Genomic DNA, 16,841 nt, shown 5'->3' with positions numbered 1-16,841 from the left:
CTTATTTCTTTTTCGTTGCTGTGCCATTACCACCGATCATTGGCCAGGGAGTTGGGTCGGCTAACTCAGGTTCACAGCCCTTCAACCGGCTTTCTACTTCAAGGTAAACATGGTCAGCGTACTGTTTGCCATCATCAATCACCGTGCCCTGAACTATTACGCCAATGTCGTCCCACTTGGTCAGCATTTCCCGGTATTCCCAGAAGCGCCCGGCATTGGCTAAGTCATGTTTATCTTCTGGAGAGTTTTCCTGTGGATAAGTGCCGGATCCTCGTACCGAGTAACGCTGTGCCGGTAGTTCTTTGCTATTGATATCATAGTCTTGTGCTACATAAACTGTAACCGGGCGCTGCGCCGGCCACGACCAGTAGAGAGTTTCAGAATTGAGGTCATTCGGTGAAGTCTGGTGAATAGCACAGGAGTTATAATCCGCATGCCAGGGCAGGGCCATAAACTTAGTAGCATCACCTGGCTCTAAACCCAAATGCTCAACGTCTTCATGTTGTGGGATCCAGCCCAAGCCCAAAAATGGCTTGTCGGTTTGCACGCTTGCGTAGTTAAGCGGCTTATGCTTGATCCGAAATGGTCCTGCACCGGTCAGCCAGTCCTGATACATGGCGGGCTCGCGAATGATCCAGGTCATATCTATGCCCGGGCTAAAGCGTCCACCTAGGCAGTTTTGCAGAGTCGCCCGATCCAGGTATTCGCCCTCATTGAGCTTTTGCGCGCTTGTGTGCACATAGTTATGATTCGACCAGCTGTGCAGGAACTGATACTGAGTAACGGTGGGGGTTAAAAAGGGTTTACCACCTGCTGCACTGGAATCACCTAACGCCAGAGGCATCAGTGGTGCGCCTTCGTCAATCGACTGCGAGCGCCAGGTTGCCTCGGTGCCCGGATTAGGCTGACGAATATAGGCTAAGCCAGCTAAAATGGTGCTGTCCGGATCGTCTTCTGCAACGATGGCGTCTACCGATTTGTGAGCCTGGATAGCAATTTCAGGTAAGTAGGCGTTCCACAGTTGCTGCCCGGTCGCTTTAAAGATCGGTTTAATGTGGTCATCAAATGCCGGTTTATAATCCGGATTAAATTTACCATCGCGATATAACTCAGGTTGTAAATTCAGCTTTCTGACAAAGGTATCGTAGGCTTCATCAAACAGAGAAACCACATTCAATGTTTGTGGTGCGTAACTGGGGTCGGTCACAACCGCCCAGCCGCCGAATACTTCTTCGATGCTACCGTCGTCAAACTCAACCACAGCCGTCACTGGACCGTCTGACGTATCGTCAAACCACTGGTCGTTGTTGACGGGCCCTTCAATCGGCACTGGCTTGTCTTTGCTATCGAGCCTCCAGCCAACAGCCTTGCCATAACCACCGGCAACAATTAGACGCCCTTGCGCATCGGTGTGTAGCTCACCCAGGCTGGTGATCCCGTAAGGTGTGCGTGCTCTATGGATGTCGCTGCGGTCCACCACGTCCTTAATCTTAAACTGAGCACTGCTCACCTGTTCATTTTTCTCTGGAATATCCAGGTAGTCAAAATGCATATACGGGAAAGATTTAGGGTAATCCGCTACTTCAACTTTATTACCGTCTTTCAGGTAAGCCGCTACTTCGCTGTTATCAAACTCAGCCTCGGGCGTCTCCCGGTCAACCACGCGTGGGCCTGCGTCTATGACCAGTCTGGATAACCGGCTTTCATTGTAAGGGTCCAGGCCCTCAGACAGGTTACGTAACACCGGGAATTTACCATTTTCGTAGGCAACGACACCGTGGTCGTCGTCGTTTACGAACCAGGCTGATTTCTTATTGGCCAGATGCACACACCATTTGATGTTAGTCACGGTTTTGCCCTGAAAGCTGGCGCCCATAGTCAGCTCCTGGCTATGGCCTTGTTCAGGGTAGCTCGGCTGATCAACGTCAGTGTAAGCAAACACACGAAAGCGTGCTGCCTGGCGTTTAAAAGCACCTTGCTCATCGCGCAATTGAGAGCTGGTGATCACTTCATCTGTAGCTGGATCGAGCGGCAATCCCCCCGTGGTTTTCTGTGGTTTGCCTGGCTGAGGTAGTGCAGCGATGCTCTCAGGCGCCAGGTAATATTCTTCACTGTTACCAACGCGTGCAATGCCAATAGCAGGATGAATTTTGAATAGTGTTTTAGACATGATGACATTCCTTATTGATCATTTGGCATTGAAAACAAAGGCAACACGCCATTTTGCCAGCAGGCTGAGATAGCTGCGCCATTTTTGTACATCACTACTGCAAAGTCATCCGGGGTGTTCCCTGTCGTGAAGGTTGTATTCATGATTTCCAGAAATTCGCTAAAGTGTTGCAACTGAATTTGTTGCAGGCTCTTTTGTCGTTCACCGTAAGGCACAAGCGCGTGGGTTTCTGGCAAAGGCTGTTTTAACAGGTAAGTGAATTTTTCGTAGTGATCCCATGTAGGCTGAATATCATCGGCACGATTTTGATATTCTGGCGGAATATACTGTGCTGTTTTTTCATACCCTTCTCCCTGATCGGTGATTAAATCGATAAGGTTGTAGGCCTGAGTCAAACCATCAGAACCAGCTTCGGTGATTGTCAGCTGCGTATCAGGGTAAAAGTTACCAAAGTGGTTTACCTGTTTTGCGTTGGCCTGAAGTAAATCAACACGTGCTTCACAGCCAGCTTTGATTGCAGCGTATAACTCGCCAATGGAGCCATATTCATCTGTGGCACCGGTGCCGCCTTTCTCTTTCCAGGTGGGGAATTCGATAATACACATGGTATTCAGTCTTTCCACGTCAAATGCGCCGATGGCCGTTGAATGTGGGAAGTAGATGTTTTTCGGGTTAGGGTCATCCAGGTCAAAATCCAGATGTGGAATGGTTGTGCCGTACAGAGGGGCGCGGATCTCAAGATTAGTGCCATAGGCGTTGGCAAGGTTTGCTGCGCTTTGCAGGTGTAACATCTCCTGGTTCACGACCGACTTGATCAAGCGACCAGCTTCAGTAGATTGATCTTTAATGGAATACATAGCAGCCATGTAAAATGGAATGGTGTACATCTCAACGTCAACCGCCCACTGTAAGTGTTCATGTAATTGTTCAGCAGTCCAGCCACATGTCACTTTTTTTGGCTTTTGTAATGGTTTTGCCATCAAAAAATTTGACGGGTTCTCGAGTTTAATCATTTTAGTTCCTTTATGGGTTAAGTCGCTCACTTACGGATGTTTATTGCGAAAGGAACTAACGTGCGACCCCACACGGACTACCTGGCTCCGAGAGCATTAAACCTGTATAGCAAGCAGACTTCGACGGTACATATAGAAGAGACAAGGTCAGAACTAAGCGAGCTGACGATAACAGACGGCGTTATCACACTGGGAAGTTCAGGCGCTGCGTTTGTCTCACCAAAAACTAGTTCAAGTAAACGACAAATCAACTAAACCTGACATTACATCGGCATTACAGGCCATGGTATTGCAATAGGCTGAGCAATTGAAGAAGAGGTTTTATATAACAATCATGGTGTTACTTGGACCATAAGCAAATCTCAAAGTGATTGGTGTGGATTTTCATACGTTTTAAATTTTAACGTAATTGCCCTAATTCTTGCATCTGTAACACAATGCGTGTTTGGCCATTTCAGTGAAAACGTCGCGTAACTTCAAAACTTATAAAAAGTTATTAATTATCAATTGTTAATTTGCTAATTCAGCTGTTATCAGGAACTTGATGAGCGAGCGTAGCCTAAGCTTTGGGGACTTTTTAGTGTGTTTTTTAAACGATGAGGCTTGACCTCTTACCACTATGAACTACTCTTTTGTTGCTAAATTGTAACTTTTGGAGCAAGTAAATGAAAAAAATAACACTCTCACTCTTACTTTGCGTGATGTCACTCTTTGCGCAACTGGCGCACAGTAATGATGAGCTCGAATACCCAGTAGTGCTGGTTCATGGCCTGTTTGGTTTTGATAATTTGCTAGGGGTCGATTATTTCTATCGGGTGCCTTCGGTGATCCGCCAGGAAGGCGGGAATGTTTATGTGGCAGAAGTCTCATCGGCACACAACTCAGAGCTGCGTGGTGAGCAACTGTTGGAGCAGGTTGCGCTGATCAGAGCATTGACAGGCAAAGACAAAGTCAACCTGATTGGCCATAGCCAGGGCGCACAAACCATTCGCTATGTGGCATCGGTTAGGCCCCAATGGGTTGCATCGGTAACCAGTATTGGCGGGGTTAACTGGGGTAGCCGCTTTGCTGATGTGGTGCGTGGAGGTGTAGATCAGGGGTCTTTTTCAGAGCAGTTCTTAGCGTCTTTGGCCAATGGTCTGGCTGGATTGATTGATTTATTGTCAGGCAAGCCAACGGCGCCCAAAGATGCCCTTGAAGCGCTGAGCGCACTGACCACTGAAGGTACCATTGCTTTTAATCAAAAGTACCCTGAAGGCGTGCCGGCTCAGTATTGCGGTCAGGGTGAGACGCTGGCCAGTAACGGTGTGTACTATTTTTCCTGGAGTGGCAGTCGGGCATGGACCAATCTGCTGGATCCGGCTGATAATGCCTTGTTGTTGTTCTCAGGTGTATTTGACGAAGCCAATGACGGCCTGGTTTCGGCTTGTTCAAGTAACCTTGGTTACGTGATTGGCAATGATTTTAAGATGAACCACCTGGATCAGGTTAATCAGACCATTGGGATTCATCACCTGTTCGAAACGGATCCTCTGACTGTGTATCGCCAGCATATTCGCCGTCTGAAGGGGTTAAATCTATGAGGTATTGGCGTCTACTTTCACTCAGTTGTGTTGGGCTAAGTGTTTGCCTTTGGACTCTGTTACTCGAACGGGACCCTGAAGTAACCACTGAGATAGTGACTGGCTCCGCACGCGTAGTGACGGAGACGCCACACCAGATTAAAGCGCAGTTTGAAGCTGTGATGCCAGCAGAGCCTGAGCATTGCAGCGTCATTACCCGGGCACATAAGCATCAGCTCGACGACTGGGTTTTGTTATTGCAAAACGAGCAACTGGAACAGCACTGGGCGCAACAGACACATCGCCTACCACCCTGTTTGAGGGATATCGCCCACGATTATATGGCCTATAAACAGGCACTGACTCAGGTAGATACTAATCTGACTATGCACGAGCGTTTTGAAGCACTGCAAACGCTTCAGGGACTGTACTTTTCCGCTGAAGTGATAGCCGCTTGGTTTGAAGGCGAGAACCGTTGGCATGCTCAGACCTTAGCACGCTGGCAGATTTTATCTGACAAAACCCTGAGCGAGCAGACCCGGACTGAGCTGATTGACGCGCACATCAGTCAGTTACCGCAAACAGAGCGACAAACGATTGAGGCCACCCAAACCCTGATCACGCTAAAACACAGTTGGCACAACATGGATTACAATCAGCTCAGTGCCCGGTATGGAGATGCAGCAGCACAGCGGTTGATGCAAGTTCGTCACAATCAATCCAGTTGGACGCAGCGAGTAAGCGAGTATAAACAACGACGGTCTGAGCTTTTAGAAAAAGGCGCGTCTGATGAAGCACTGACATCGCTGACACGCGACTTGTTCACACAAAACGAGCGAAAAAGACTGTCCGTTATCTTGTCACAGGCGCATTAATCTTTAAGGAGACAACATATGCCTTATTTTCGACATACGCCATTGTCACACCGGGAGCGGCCGGTGAGCCAATAAGAAATACGGTAGCGGTTTTTTGCAAACACTAAATAGAGTTTGTCTGCTAGTGGCTTTATGATTGGCCATCTTAGTGGCGCGTATAACCATCCCATCCCCACCAGTCGCCAGGCCTGATGTGTGACATCAAGACCAAGTATTAGATTACCGTCTGCATCGAGCGCATGTAAAATCGTATTTGCTTCATTTGCGTCAATGGTTGGATACTGTGCAAAGTCCTCACTGTAGATATCTACTGTTGCGATCCGCTTTGCCGTGTCGCGTTTTGTCAGTGTCGTCATTTCCTTTACGCACAGCGGACAGGTGCCGTCATAAAATATGGTTAGTTCACGCATAATCTGTTCCCATTGCTTTTAACACGATACGCTTTACGCCCAAGGCCAGATCAGTATTGGCCAAAAGCAACCTGATTTGCATATTATCTCATTGAATAGAAAAGTCGTCAGTGCCGAAGGTCTAAAATATAGTTCAAGTTCGGGCTGCAATGGCAGCACAACATCATTCAGCACAGGAGTCATTGGTCAACTCGATTTTGTAATGATCCAATACGTATTTAATCAGTGTGTTTTATGCTTGTTAATGAGGGTTTGTTTTTTGATCTCTATTTGTTTTTTATTCATAAAAACAGAAATTTAATACTGAATTCTTAATAAATATTCCATTCCCCCGCATTTGCCAATCCATTATAATGGTTGATTAAATATTGAGTTGTGGCGTGTGGAATTTATACGCCTCTCGCAGCTGGTACTGCACGCGTTTTATAATTCATACTGCTGCATAGGTATGCTGATTTCAAACATAAATGCCTCAGTGCTAACTCAATATACCGTATTTAATGATAACCGCCAGAGTGCTACCTGAGGGGCGAGCTCTGGCGGTTTTTTGTTCACTTTAGTCATTATCTAATTAGGGACCTATATAAAGAGCATGGCAATAAAAGACTTATCAATTACCAAACAAATTGGCCTGAGTTTTTCATCTGTATTTTTAGTTTTTTTCGCAGTGAGTTTACTGACCTATAACGGACTGAGTGGCGTCCGCGATGATCTGAGCTTTATTGTGCAAACAAGTATTCCCTCTGTTGAGATAGTGAAGGATATTAAAATAGACTTGACCACCATACGTAAAGACGAGTTTGGTGCGACCATGAACCCGGAACATCCACAAATGGCCGAGTGGTTGTCTATTTTGAATGATTTACGAAGCGGCGTTGATCGTAAAATACATCTGTACAGCCAGTTGGACGTTTCAGATATAGAACAGCGCCAGTTTGAGGCCTTTGCCCGGGCATGGCGACAGTATGCAGCCGCAACCTCTGATTTCAATTCTCTGGTGCGTAATGCCAAAGTAGCTCAGGCGAATGACATTGTGCTCAACAGCTATCCTACCTTTTCCAGAGCAATGGATGAGCTTAGTGCACTGGAAAAAATAAACAGTGACAATGTGGGCAGCGCTGAAAATTCAGCGGTCAGGGCCGTTAACATAGTGATTAAGGCCATTATTATTAGCACCTTAGTGTCAGCATTAATGATTGCACTGATCTGTATCGTGCTCAGTGGGGCAGTCAGGCGACCGCTGGAAAAAGCCATGAATCTGGCTGGAAATATCGCAAACGGCGATCTGAGTACCCGCATTGAAATCGATTCGGTGGGTCAAAATGAACTTGGCTCCTTATTGGTATCACTGGAGAAAATGCGTCAGCAGCTAAATGGCCTTGTTGTGAAAATAAATGACAGCGCTATCTTACTCTCTTCTGCTGTTGAAGAGGTTAATATGATCTCGGCACAAAATGCCAAAGGCATGGAGAATCAACAAAATGAGTTGCAGTCCGTTGCCTCGGCAATGACTGAAATGCAGGCAGCAGTGACTGAGGTGGCACAAAGCACAGAAATGGGGGCAGAATCCGCTAATCAGGCACATACGAAGTCTCGCGAGGGAAGTGTTGCACTGAGAAGCAGCATTTCACATATTTCTGCTGTGGCGGATACCGTCACGCATGCGGGAGATCTGGCCGTCAACCTTGAAAAGAACTCTAAAAACATCAATGTGGTTGTGGACGTGATCCGCGAGATTGCGGAGCAAACTAATTTACTGGCGTTAAACGCAGCCATTGAAGCGGCACGTGCAGGTACGCAAGGGCGAGGTTTTGCCGTGGTAGCTGATGAAGTGCGTTCACTGGCACGCCGGACACAAGATTCAACCACACAAATTGTCGAAATTGTCAGTGATTTGCAACAAAAATCTAAAGAGACAGGCGAAGCCACCCGGACTTGTCAGACGGGCATTGACGTGTGTGTTGAGCAAACCGAAACGGTCAGTAAAACCATCAGTCAGATTGAGCAGGAAATTGACAGCATAGCCGCCATGAGCACTCAAATTGCGGCTGCGTGTAACGAGCAGTCAGTGGTGTCGGAAGAGCTTAACCGAAATATTGAGAATATTAATATCGCGGGTGTTGAAATGACAGAAGGCGCAAATCAAATTTCTCATGCCTGTCATGAAATCAGTGAACTGGCGCATGACCTCAAATCTTGTGTTGAGCAGTTTAAGCTATAAATATTATTTCTATCAGCCGGGTAATTCATTGCAGGAGTTTTCCGGCAACAAGTCAAACAAGCCCTGATCCGCAAAAGTAATCAGTATTGATAGAATACTTGCCCTGAGTGAGGGGTTGTCAGCTAAATTGATAACACCTCCTTTTACCTTTATGGTTGCAATTCCAGCATGGTTATAAAACACAATAGCAAGCCAACCTAAAACTGCGGTTTCAGTATCGCAGGTGTAATACTGTGTCATTGATATTTAAGCAGACCCTTTATCATAATGATGGTCAGTTAAATATCACATGACTCAGGAAGTTATAGTATGGCAAGCAACGATGAATTTATGAAACAAGCTATCTTTATCGATACGATCGGTGCCAGAGGGCATGGTAAAACGACCTTAACCGCAGCTATCACGCAGGTTCTGGCAAAAGATCATATGGCTGTAGCACAAGACTTTGCCGCGTTAAATAATGCGCCACAATACAAAGCCCGCTCAGGTGTAACCTTTTACCGCTCGGAAGCGGTGTATGAATCCTCGGCCCGAGTGTGCATTCAATATGATTGTCCCAGCTATATGGACCACGCTAAAGGGATCAACAGTGGCGAAACCAGAGTCGATGCGGCAATTCTGGTGGTCAGTCAGGAGCCTGATTTTAGCATAGCATGCGACGAGTACCTGATGCTGTTGCGAGATTTCGGCGTCAGTCACATCATAATATTTATTAATAAGTGTGATTTGGATCAGTACGACGAGCTAACGGGGCTTGTCGAGTCACTTGTTAGAGAGCAGCTTAATGGTTACGGGTTTGATGGTGACAGGGCACCCGTGATTTATGGTTCGGCATTACAAGCGCTTGAAGGCGTGCCCGTTTGGGAAGACAAAATACGCGAGTTAATCAGGACGATGGACAGCTATTTTGTGGACCCGGTATTATTTAAAAACCAGCCTTTTATGATGCCTGTCGAAGACATATTTACCTCGCCGCGTCGTGATACGCAAGCTTATAGCAGAATTGAAACAGGTACTATACGAGTACACGACCCCATTGAGCTGGTTGGTATCAGAGATACGCGGCAGACTAGCTGCTCAAGCATCGATATTGGGGCTCACCCACAAGAAAGGGTGAGTGCGGGGGATAGTGCGGCGATAGGTCTCAAAGGGATCCCACGCTCTGATATTGAAAGAGGGATGGTGCTTTGCGAACCGGATACGCTGAAATCATGTCAACGTTTCGAAGCACGGGTTTATTGCTTGACCAACGAAGAGGGTGGACGCAGAACCCCTTTACACAATAATTTTAAAGCTGACTTTAGCCTCCATTACCTTGATGTGGCAGGCACGGCGGACTGGCCTCGGAACATTGAAATGATGATGCCCGGCGATGAGCTACATGTAACCGTCAGGCTCAGTAAGTTTATGGCTGTAAAAGTGGGTACAAAGTTCGAAATTCGTCAACATGGTCAGATTGTTGGTGTGGGGCACGTGACAGATACCTTTGACTGAGTGTGAGCAGGAAAAAGGATGGCCGGTGCGGTGAGTTGCTAACGTGTCAGTGCCTGTAATGACAGGCACTGACTATTGACGAGTAATTATAGCTGATGGCGCAAGTCAAAGCGGTCCAGTTGCATGACTTTGTGCCAGGCTTTAACAAAGTCTTCAGCAAATTTTTGCTGGGCGTTGTCATAGGCATAGACTTCGGCCACGGCGCGCAACTCAGAGTTTGAGCCAAAGATTAAATCGACGCTGGTGGCCGTAAAGCGTTGCTTGCCTGTACTTCGGTCAATGCTCTCATACAGACCTGCCTGGCTGGTTTTCTGCCACTGATGAGACATGCTCAACAGGTTGACGAAAAAGTCATTGCTCAGCGTGCCCACTTTATCGGTAAATACGCCGTGTTGAGATCCTGAAGCATTGGCACCGAGTACGCGTAGTCCGCCCAGCAGCACCGTCATTTCTGGTACAGTCAGGTTTAACTGATCAGCTTTATCGACCAGCATCTCGGTCGGCGAACGGTAGCTTGCGTTGACATCAAAATAGTTTCTGAAGGCATCCGCTTTTGGTTCAAGCAGTGTGAATGAGCCAACATCGGTTTGTGCCTGAGTCGCATCGGTGCGGCCAGGAGTAAAAGGCACAGAAACTGCGATACCCGCATTTTTGGCTGCCTGCTCAACGGCTGCTGCACCCGCCAGGACAATCACATCAGCCATGGATACTTGCTTACTGCCACCCGCAGCACGGTTAAAGCGCGTCTGTACAGCTTGTAACTGATTTAAAACTGACGATAGTTCGTCCGGGTTGTTAACTGGCCAGTCCTTTTGTGGGGCCAGCATAATGCGGGCGCCGTTGGCACCACCGCGCATATCCGAGGCACGGAAGCTGGCAGCAGACGCCCAGGCAGTGCGAATAAGCGCCGGTACGCTGATACCAGTTTGCAGAATATCCAGCTTGATTGCTTTGGCATCGGCTTCATTAATTAAAGCATGGTCGACTTTAGGGACTGGATCTTGCCAGATCAGTGCTTCGTCGGGTGCTGTATTGCCCAGATATCGAGTGCGTGGCCCCATGTCGCGGTGTGTCAGCTTGTACCAGGCTTTGGCAAAGGCCAGGCGATATTCTTCCGGGTTCGCTAAAAAGCGTTCGGCAATTTTACGATACTCAGGGTCGTACTTGAGTGCCAGATCTGCGGTCGTCATAACTGGGGAATTGAACTTCCCTTTAACATGCGCATCCGGAACTGATGTGTGTAGTGCTTCGTCTGTTGGGATCCATTGAATCGCGCCGCCCGGACTGCGGGTCTGCTGCCATTCAAAGTTCAATAGGTTTTGCAGATATAACGTAGTCCAGCGGGTTGGAGCCTGAGTCCAGGCGCCTTCCAGGCCACTGGTTACGGTATCTTCTGAGTGGCCTTTGCCACATTTGTTTTTCCAGCCCAGCCCTTGCTCTTCAATAGCTGCGCCACCGGGTTCTTTGCCAACGCATTTGCTGGCTTTGTGGGCACCATGCATTTTACCGAAGGTGTGGCCACCTGCGATTAGCGCCACCGTTTCTTCGTCATTCATGGCCATGCGACCAAACGCGACGCGGATGTTTTTCGCCGAACCAGCCGGATCTGGCTTACCTTTTGGTCCTTCCGGATTGACGTAGATTAAGCCCATATGAGTGGCACCCAGCGGGCGCTGGAGTTTACCGTCTTTTTCTTCGCGATCACTGGCCAGCATTTCAACCTCCGGACCCCAGTAGACCAAATCAGGCTCCCAGTCATCCGTTCGGCCACCGGCAAACCCATAGGTTTTGAAGCCCATATTCTCAAGACCAACGGTACCGGCCAGAATCATCAGGTCGCCCCAGGAGATCTGCTCTCCATATTTTTGCTTGAGTGGCCAAAGCAGGCGTTTTGCTTTATCGAGGTTGCCATTGTCAGGCCAACTGTTGAGTGGATCAAAGCGCATTTGTCCGCCATCACCGCCGCCGCGACCATCCAGTGTCCGGTAGGTACCAGAGCTGTGCCACGCCAGGCGAATAAACAAAGGCCCATAATTGCCCCAGTCTGCTGGCCACCAGTCTTGTGACGTTGTCAGTAATTCGTTCATATCACGCTTGAGCGCAGCCATATCTAACTGGTTATATGCCTGTGCATAATCAAAGTTTTCGCCGAGCGGGTTGGAGCGGCCGTCATGGTCACGCAGAGGCGACAGGTCAAGTTGGTCTGGCCACCAGAACTGGTTCGATTTGGCCACGCCTTTGGGTACATGACCACTACCGACGGCGCCTTTTGGTTTACTGATTTCGCTATTAGAGTGACTGGCTTGCTGAGCATCATTGCTACTTGCGCAGGCGCTCAGACCCGTGATCGCAACACCCACCAGTGCGGCCAGTGCTGACTTTTTAAACATCATCGTTGTTGTCATAAAGGTTACCTTTTTTCTTCAACATACCTGTCGACCAGCCATATCTACCCGGTCGTCAGTGCATCTACTTAATTCTTTGAGAGTATAATTTTTTGTTTGCAAAATTGTTAATAGGATTTTTCGATGCCTGTATTCGTAAAAATCAATCATGGCTGAGGTAGATACAGATAAGAGGGGGTAGGACGATTTTAGAGCGAGTTGTGAAAAACGAACGAGCGCAAAGTTCACACTCTTCATCGCAAGCCTGCTTGAGTGCATGTAATTTACTTGATAGGTTTTCTTTAAATCTGCATTGATGTGGTTTTTATCTCAATGAGAGATATATGAGCCCATTGAGGCGGTGAGTGTATTAATGCTTAATAATATGCCTTTTAAGGTGTAAACCAGCTTATGTGATAATATAAATTTATACCCTGATAAGCCTTTGCTTTTAGATGAATCAGTGAATCATAAACACAATTTAAAGGAAGTTATAATAATGAAAGTATTCTTTACAGCTATGGCTGCGGCAACACTACTGGTCTCTACATTCAGTCGAGCTGAAGCGGTTACCGGGACTGAGTATCAGGCTGTCGTTGACACCGCATACACCTACTTCAATGGCGCGGCAAAGGGCGATCAGGCACTGCTGGCCAAAGCGTTTGATTTGGAGTTTGGCCATATCAAAATGATCCGGGTAGACAAAGAAACGCAGCAAGAAACGGTCAGGGTGATTTCACTCAAGGAGTTCGCTGGTTATTTTAAGGAGGCCACAAAGGATAAATGGGAAGCCAATATTTTATCTGTTGATATCGTAGATGGTAAAATGGCGATGGTTAAACTGGATTTTCACACCCCGAAAACACACTACATCGATTATTTGGTAATGTATAAACGTCAAAGTGCGTGGCGTATTGTGACTAAAACCTTTGTCGCTAAAAGCAAATTGTAGGTCAGGAAGCGTTTTTGCATGACGAATCAGCAAAGAAAACAGATTATCCTCAGTGCGATTAAGCGCGCGGAATGTGCAGACAATCATGATGTGCTGCGCATTGCCGGAGCAGAAATCGAGTGCCTGGAAGCTGTCCCTTTTGGTTCAAGAAATGAAATCATGCGGATCTGTGAAGATATTGCCGACGGTGTGATAGATGGCAGTGAGTCGATCAAAAGGTTAATGATGTTTTTAAACTCTATACCAGATTAATGCGCTTTTATCGCTTCCAGGGCGGCCGCAGTGCTTCGATAAGACGAGCGTCATATGAGCTCATCGGAGGCTGCGCAGAGTTACACAACATTGGGGCTGACAAGGATTATCTGGCCATATTATTGATACGATTTTATCAACGCTTTCTTTCTCCCTATAAAGGGTTTAGGTGCGCGCATGCTGTTGTTCATTAGTAAAAAAGCCACCTGCATGGCAGGTGGCCGCTAAGATTTAGTCTTCTTTATTGTCGGTTCGGTATTTCTCAAACCAGGCCAGGATGTTACCTACTTTACGTGCTAGGTTGGAAGGTTTGGCTGCGATACCGTGATAAGCCCCCTGAATACGCACAAAGGCACTGTCTACGCCTTGCAGTCTTAGTGCACCGTAATACTGCTCACTTTCTGCCATTGGCGTACGGACGTCAAGTTCACCGGTGAGCACCATAGTGGGGGTTTTCACATTGCCGACCAGAGACAGCGGCGAGCGGTTCCAGTATTGCTCGTAGTCATTCCACGGCAGATCGCTAAACCAGTAACGTGTCATGAAGGTATAAATGTCAGAAGCACCGATCATGCTGGTCCAGTTGATAACAGGCTTTGCTACGACCGAAGCTTTAAAGCGGTCCGTTTTGCCGATGATCCAGGCCGTTAACGTCCCGCCGCCTGAGCCGCCGGTGACAAACAGGTTTTCCTCATCAACATACCCTTTTGCAATGACGCCATCGACCATATCCATCAGGTCATTGTAATCTTCTGACGGGTAGTTTTTATCAATTTGGTTGGCAAAATCAGCGCCCATAGACGTTGAGCCTCTTGGGTTACCGTAGACAACGACGTAGCCAGCAGCGGCGAATAACTGGACTTCGGTTGAAAACTCAGGGCCGTATGCAGTGTGTGGACCACCATGAATTTCCAGGATAAGCGGGTATTTTTTCTTGGGGTCGAAGTTTGGTGGGGTGACTATCCAGGCTTGCAGGCGTCTTCCATCGACACTGCTTTTCACTTCCATCAGCTCAGGTTTATTAAGCGTTTTATGGTCAAATACATCGCTATTCAGGTCGGTCAGCTGAGTGACTTTCCCACGTTTGGAGACCACCGCTAAGTCGGCAGGGCGCACGCCAGTGGATTGAGTGAACACAACTTGCCCATTGTCAGCCACATCATAATGGCCTGACGTATAAGGACGACCCAGACTCATGCCACCCAGTGCATCTGTTTGCGTTTTCATCTTGCCAGATAAAGAGACATACGCGACGTGTTTTTTACCTTCGTTGTCGTAACTGAAATACAAGCCTTTGCTGTTGTCGGCCCACTTTACATTGCCAACACTACGATCAAGATTAGGTGTCAGACGTTTAATGTCTGAGCCATCCGGGTTCATCACATACAGCTCAGTGATCTGGTTTGATTTACCATTGTCTTCAAAGCCAGTAAATGCCAACTTTTTGCCATTAGGGCTCATCTTTGGACTGCCCTCTGGGCCAGACATCGCAGTTAGTTCAGTGACTTTTGAAGTTAAGACATCAATCGCCATCAAATCGCTGTTGAAAACGTCAAACTGCGCATCATCGTGGGTATTGGCAGAGACAATGATCTGCTTGCTATCTTTTGTCCAGGCCAGAGCGCCCGCGAAGTCATGTGCACCTGAGGTGATCTGTCTTGGTGACCCGCCAATTGCTGGGACCACATAGACGTGCATATTACCCGGGCGTTTCATTCCGGCACCGTCACGCTGGAATAAAGTTTGGTCGATATACTGAGCATTATCGGCCCACTTAGCATCTTTGGGCTTAAAGTCGAGGCTAAACAGGGGCTTGGATTTGCCCGGCGTAAACATGGAGAAAGCCAGCTGCTTGCCATCTGGCGAGAAGCTCAACCCACTGGGTGTCATGCTGACATCGGTCACCCGTGCAGTAAGGCCAGTGGCCAGATCGCGCATATAAATCTGTACTTTGCCTTCCTTGCTAGAAAGATAGGCCATTTTGGTGCCGTCGGGAGAAAAGACCGGGCTGAAATGGTTTTTAGAATCGGATAGCAATGGCAGGTGTGTCTTACCATCTAATGATACTGTCCAGAGGTTCCTTTTCAGGCTGTCCGTCATGATATCCATGCTGCGGCGTTCATAAACAACTTGCTTACCGTCAGGCATGACCACCGGGTTGGCGGCATACTCGATATTGAACAGATCTTTATAAGTGAGGGTGTTGTTAGTGTGCTCAGACTCAGCAGAAAGTGCGGAACCGGACAATGCCAGCGCAATACAAGATGTTAAAATAGAAAGCTTTTTCATTGTTTTGGTACTCTACTTGTTGTTGTCGTTGACCGTCCATACGCCTGTATAAGAAATATAAACCGTCGCTCGATACATCCCCTATTTATGATATGTTATAACACTTTTTGGAATAGATACGCGGTAAGTGGCAGAATTATCCGACAATTAACTGATACGTCGGATAATTTATGGATAAAAATTTGCTATCTCGCATAGTCACGAGGTATCGTGCCGACAGTTTGATTTTCTAATTTACTCAGAGCTTTCTTTTCGCGGCGCCTCCGCCATGCCGAATATCGTGGGTTCATCAACACATAGTTTAAAATCATGAACAAGTCATACCAATATACCCTGGCTGGGGTGGCCGCTATTTTGCTGTGGAGCGCCGTGATGGGATTAGTCCGTGCTGTAACTGAAATGCTGGGACCTATAGGTGGCGCAGCCTCGATTTATACAGTGGCATCTGTATTTCTGGTAGCAGTGATGGGCGTGCCAAAACTCAGGCTGTATTCGCCACGTTATATCCTGATCGGTGGCAGTTTGTTTGTCGCTTACGAGATCTGTCTGGCGCTGGCACTGGCAATGGCGAACTCGCGGCAGCAGGCTGTAGAGATGCTGGTAATCAATTACTTATGGCCGGCACTGACCGTCCTGATGGCAGTGCTCAGCAGTGGCAAACCATGTAGTAAGTGGGTTTACCCAGGTATTTTTCTGGCCTTTTTTGGTGTCGCCTGGAGTATCACAGGAGAGCAGGGACTGACCTTACAACAAATAGCCACGAATGTGGCCACCAACCCTGTAACCTATGCAATGGCTTTGGTTGGTGCATTTTTATGGGCACTTTACTGCATTTTAACCAAACGTATCGGGAACGGACAAAATGCCATTACCTTATTCTTTATGATGACCGCCGTAAGCTTATGGCTTAAATTCGGACTGAGTAATGAAAGCACTATGGTGTTTGATGCTGAATCCACCGGGTTACTATTGTTGACTGGCGTTGCATTAGGAAGTGGATATGCACTTTGGAATTACGCCATTATTGGTGGCAATATGGTATTGCTGGCTACTTTGTCTTATTTCACACCTGTACTTTCAACGGCACTTTCGTCCCTGATCTTGGGGTTAGTGTTATCACAGAGCTTTATACAGGGCGTATTTATGGTCACTGCGGGATCTTTATTGTGCTGGTGGGTCACTCGTACTCAGTTCAATCAATGAAATGACATGCGTAGCC

Annotated in this window: 13 protein-coding genes; 7 read left to right on the top strand and 6 right to left on the bottom strand. The window is 47.5% G+C overall.

Annotation, left to right across the window (positions count from 1 at the left end; all coding sequences use genetic code 11):
- Position 1: 1 nt before the first annotated feature.
- Both CWC22_RS21735 and CWC22_RS21730 read right to left on the bottom strand, forming a co-directional pair.
- Positions 2-2,170, bottom strand: a complete 2,169-nt coding sequence (locus tag CWC22_RS21735; RefSeq protein ID WP_138539142.1) for a LodA/GoxA family CTQ-dependent oxidase — start codon at positions 2,168-2,170, stop codon at positions 2-4.
- An 11-nt stretch (positions 2,171-2,181) separates the two neighbouring features.
- Entirely contained in the window at positions 2,182-3,183 is a 1,002-nt protein-coding gene (locus CWC22_RS21730) for a ferritin-like domain-containing protein (protein ID WP_138539141.1), read from the bottom strand.
- A gap of 665 nt (positions 3,184-3,848) precedes the next feature.
- Here CWC22_RS21730 and CWC22_RS21725 point away from each other — a divergent pair.
- Together CWC22_RS21725 and CWC22_RS21720 are read left to right on the top strand one after the other, a co-directional pair.
- On the top strand, positions 3,849-4,766 hold the full coding sequence (locus CWC22_RS21725; protein WP_138539140.1) for an esterase/lipase family protein: 918 nt from the start codon (positions 3,849-3,851) through the stop codon (positions 4,764-4,766).
- Entirely contained in the window at positions 4,763-5,620 is an 858-nt protein-coding gene (locus CWC22_RS21720; RefSeq protein WP_138539139.1) for a lipase secretion chaperone, read from the top strand. The genes CWC22_RS21725 and CWC22_RS21720 overlap by 4 nt, the downstream gene beginning before the upstream one ends.
- 23 nt (positions 5,621-5,643) lie before the next feature.
- Here the strand turns inward: CWC22_RS21720 and CWC22_RS21715 are convergent, their stop codons facing one another.
- Positions 5,644-6,030, bottom strand: a complete 387-nt coding sequence (locus CWC22_RS21715; RefSeq protein ID WP_138539138.1) for a thiol-disulfide oxidoreductase DCC family protein — start codon at positions 6,028-6,030, stop codon at positions 5,644-5,646.
- Positions 6,031-6,622: 592 nt separating this feature from the next.
- Between CWC22_RS21715 and CWC22_RS21710 the strand changes: the two genes are divergently transcribed.
- Complete coding sequence (locus CWC22_RS21710) at positions 6,623-8,251, top strand: methyl-accepting chemotaxis protein (protein ID WP_138539137.1); 1,629 nt, start codon at positions 6,623-6,625, stop codon at positions 8,249-8,251.
- A gap of 12 nt (positions 8,252-8,263) precedes the next feature.
- Here CWC22_RS21710 and CWC22_RS21705 read toward each other — a convergent pair whose 3' ends face one another.
- Positions 8,264-8,491 (bottom strand): hypothetical protein, encoded by a 228-nt coding sequence (locus CWC22_RS21705; protein WP_138539136.1) that lies wholly within the window; start codon positions 8,489-8,491, stop codon positions 8,264-8,266.
- A gap of 69 nt (positions 8,492-8,560) precedes the next feature.
- Between CWC22_RS21705 and CWC22_RS21700 the strand changes: the two genes are divergently transcribed.
- Positions 8,561-9,745, top strand: a complete 1,185-nt coding sequence (locus CWC22_RS21700; protein WP_138539135.1) for a GTP-binding protein — start codon at positions 8,561-8,563, stop codon at positions 9,743-9,745.
- An 86-nt stretch (positions 9,746-9,831) separates the two neighbouring features.
- Here the strand turns inward: CWC22_RS21700 and katG are convergent, their stop codons facing one another.
- The gene (gene katG / locus CWC22_RS21695; protein WP_138539134.1) at positions 9,832-12,150 is read right to left on the bottom strand and encodes a catalase/peroxidase HPI; all 2,319 of its coding nucleotides are present in this window, start codon (positions 12,148-12,150) and stop codon (positions 9,832-9,834) included.
- Between the two features lie 478 nt (positions 12,151-12,628).
- Here katG and CWC22_RS21690 point away from each other — a divergent pair, with 478 nt between their 5' ends.
- Both CWC22_RS21690 and CWC22_RS21685 read left to right on the top strand, forming a co-directional pair.
- A complete protein-coding gene (locus CWC22_RS21690; RefSeq protein WP_138539133.1) occupies positions 12,629-13,081 on the top strand; it encodes a nuclear transport factor 2 family protein in 453 nt (150 codons plus the stop codon).
- An 18-nt stretch (positions 13,082-13,099) separates the two neighbouring features.
- Positions 13,100-13,333 (top strand): hypothetical protein, encoded by a 234-nt coding sequence (locus tag CWC22_RS21685; RefSeq protein WP_138539132.1) that lies wholly within the window; start codon positions 13,100-13,102, stop codon positions 13,331-13,333.
- A gap of 231 nt (positions 13,334-13,564) precedes the next feature.
- Here CWC22_RS21685 and CWC22_RS21680 read toward each other — a convergent pair whose 3' ends face one another.
- Complete coding sequence (locus CWC22_RS21680) at positions 13,565-15,622, bottom strand: S9 family peptidase (RefSeq protein WP_138539131.1); 2,058 nt, start codon at positions 15,620-15,622, stop codon at positions 13,565-13,567.
- A gap of 309 nt (positions 15,623-15,931) precedes the next feature.
- On the opposite strand from CWC22_RS21680, the gene yddG reads away from it, so the two are divergent.
- Positions 15,932-16,825: an aromatic amino acid DMT transporter YddG gene (gene yddG / locus CWC22_RS21675; protein ID WP_171045120.1), complete on the top strand. Its 894-nt coding sequence runs from the start codon at positions 15,932-15,934 to the stop codon at positions 16,823-16,825.
- The last annotated feature ends 16 nt before the right edge of the window (positions 16,826-16,841 follow it).

Source organism: Pseudoalteromonas rubra (assembly GCF_005886805.2).
Classification (GTDB): Bacteria; Pseudomonadota; Gammaproteobacteria; order Enterobacterales; family Alteromonadaceae; genus Pseudoalteromonas; species Pseudoalteromonas rubra_D.
The sequence above is the reverse complement of the archived record's forward strand: the minus strand, read 5'-3'. Positions and strand labels throughout refer to the sequence as shown.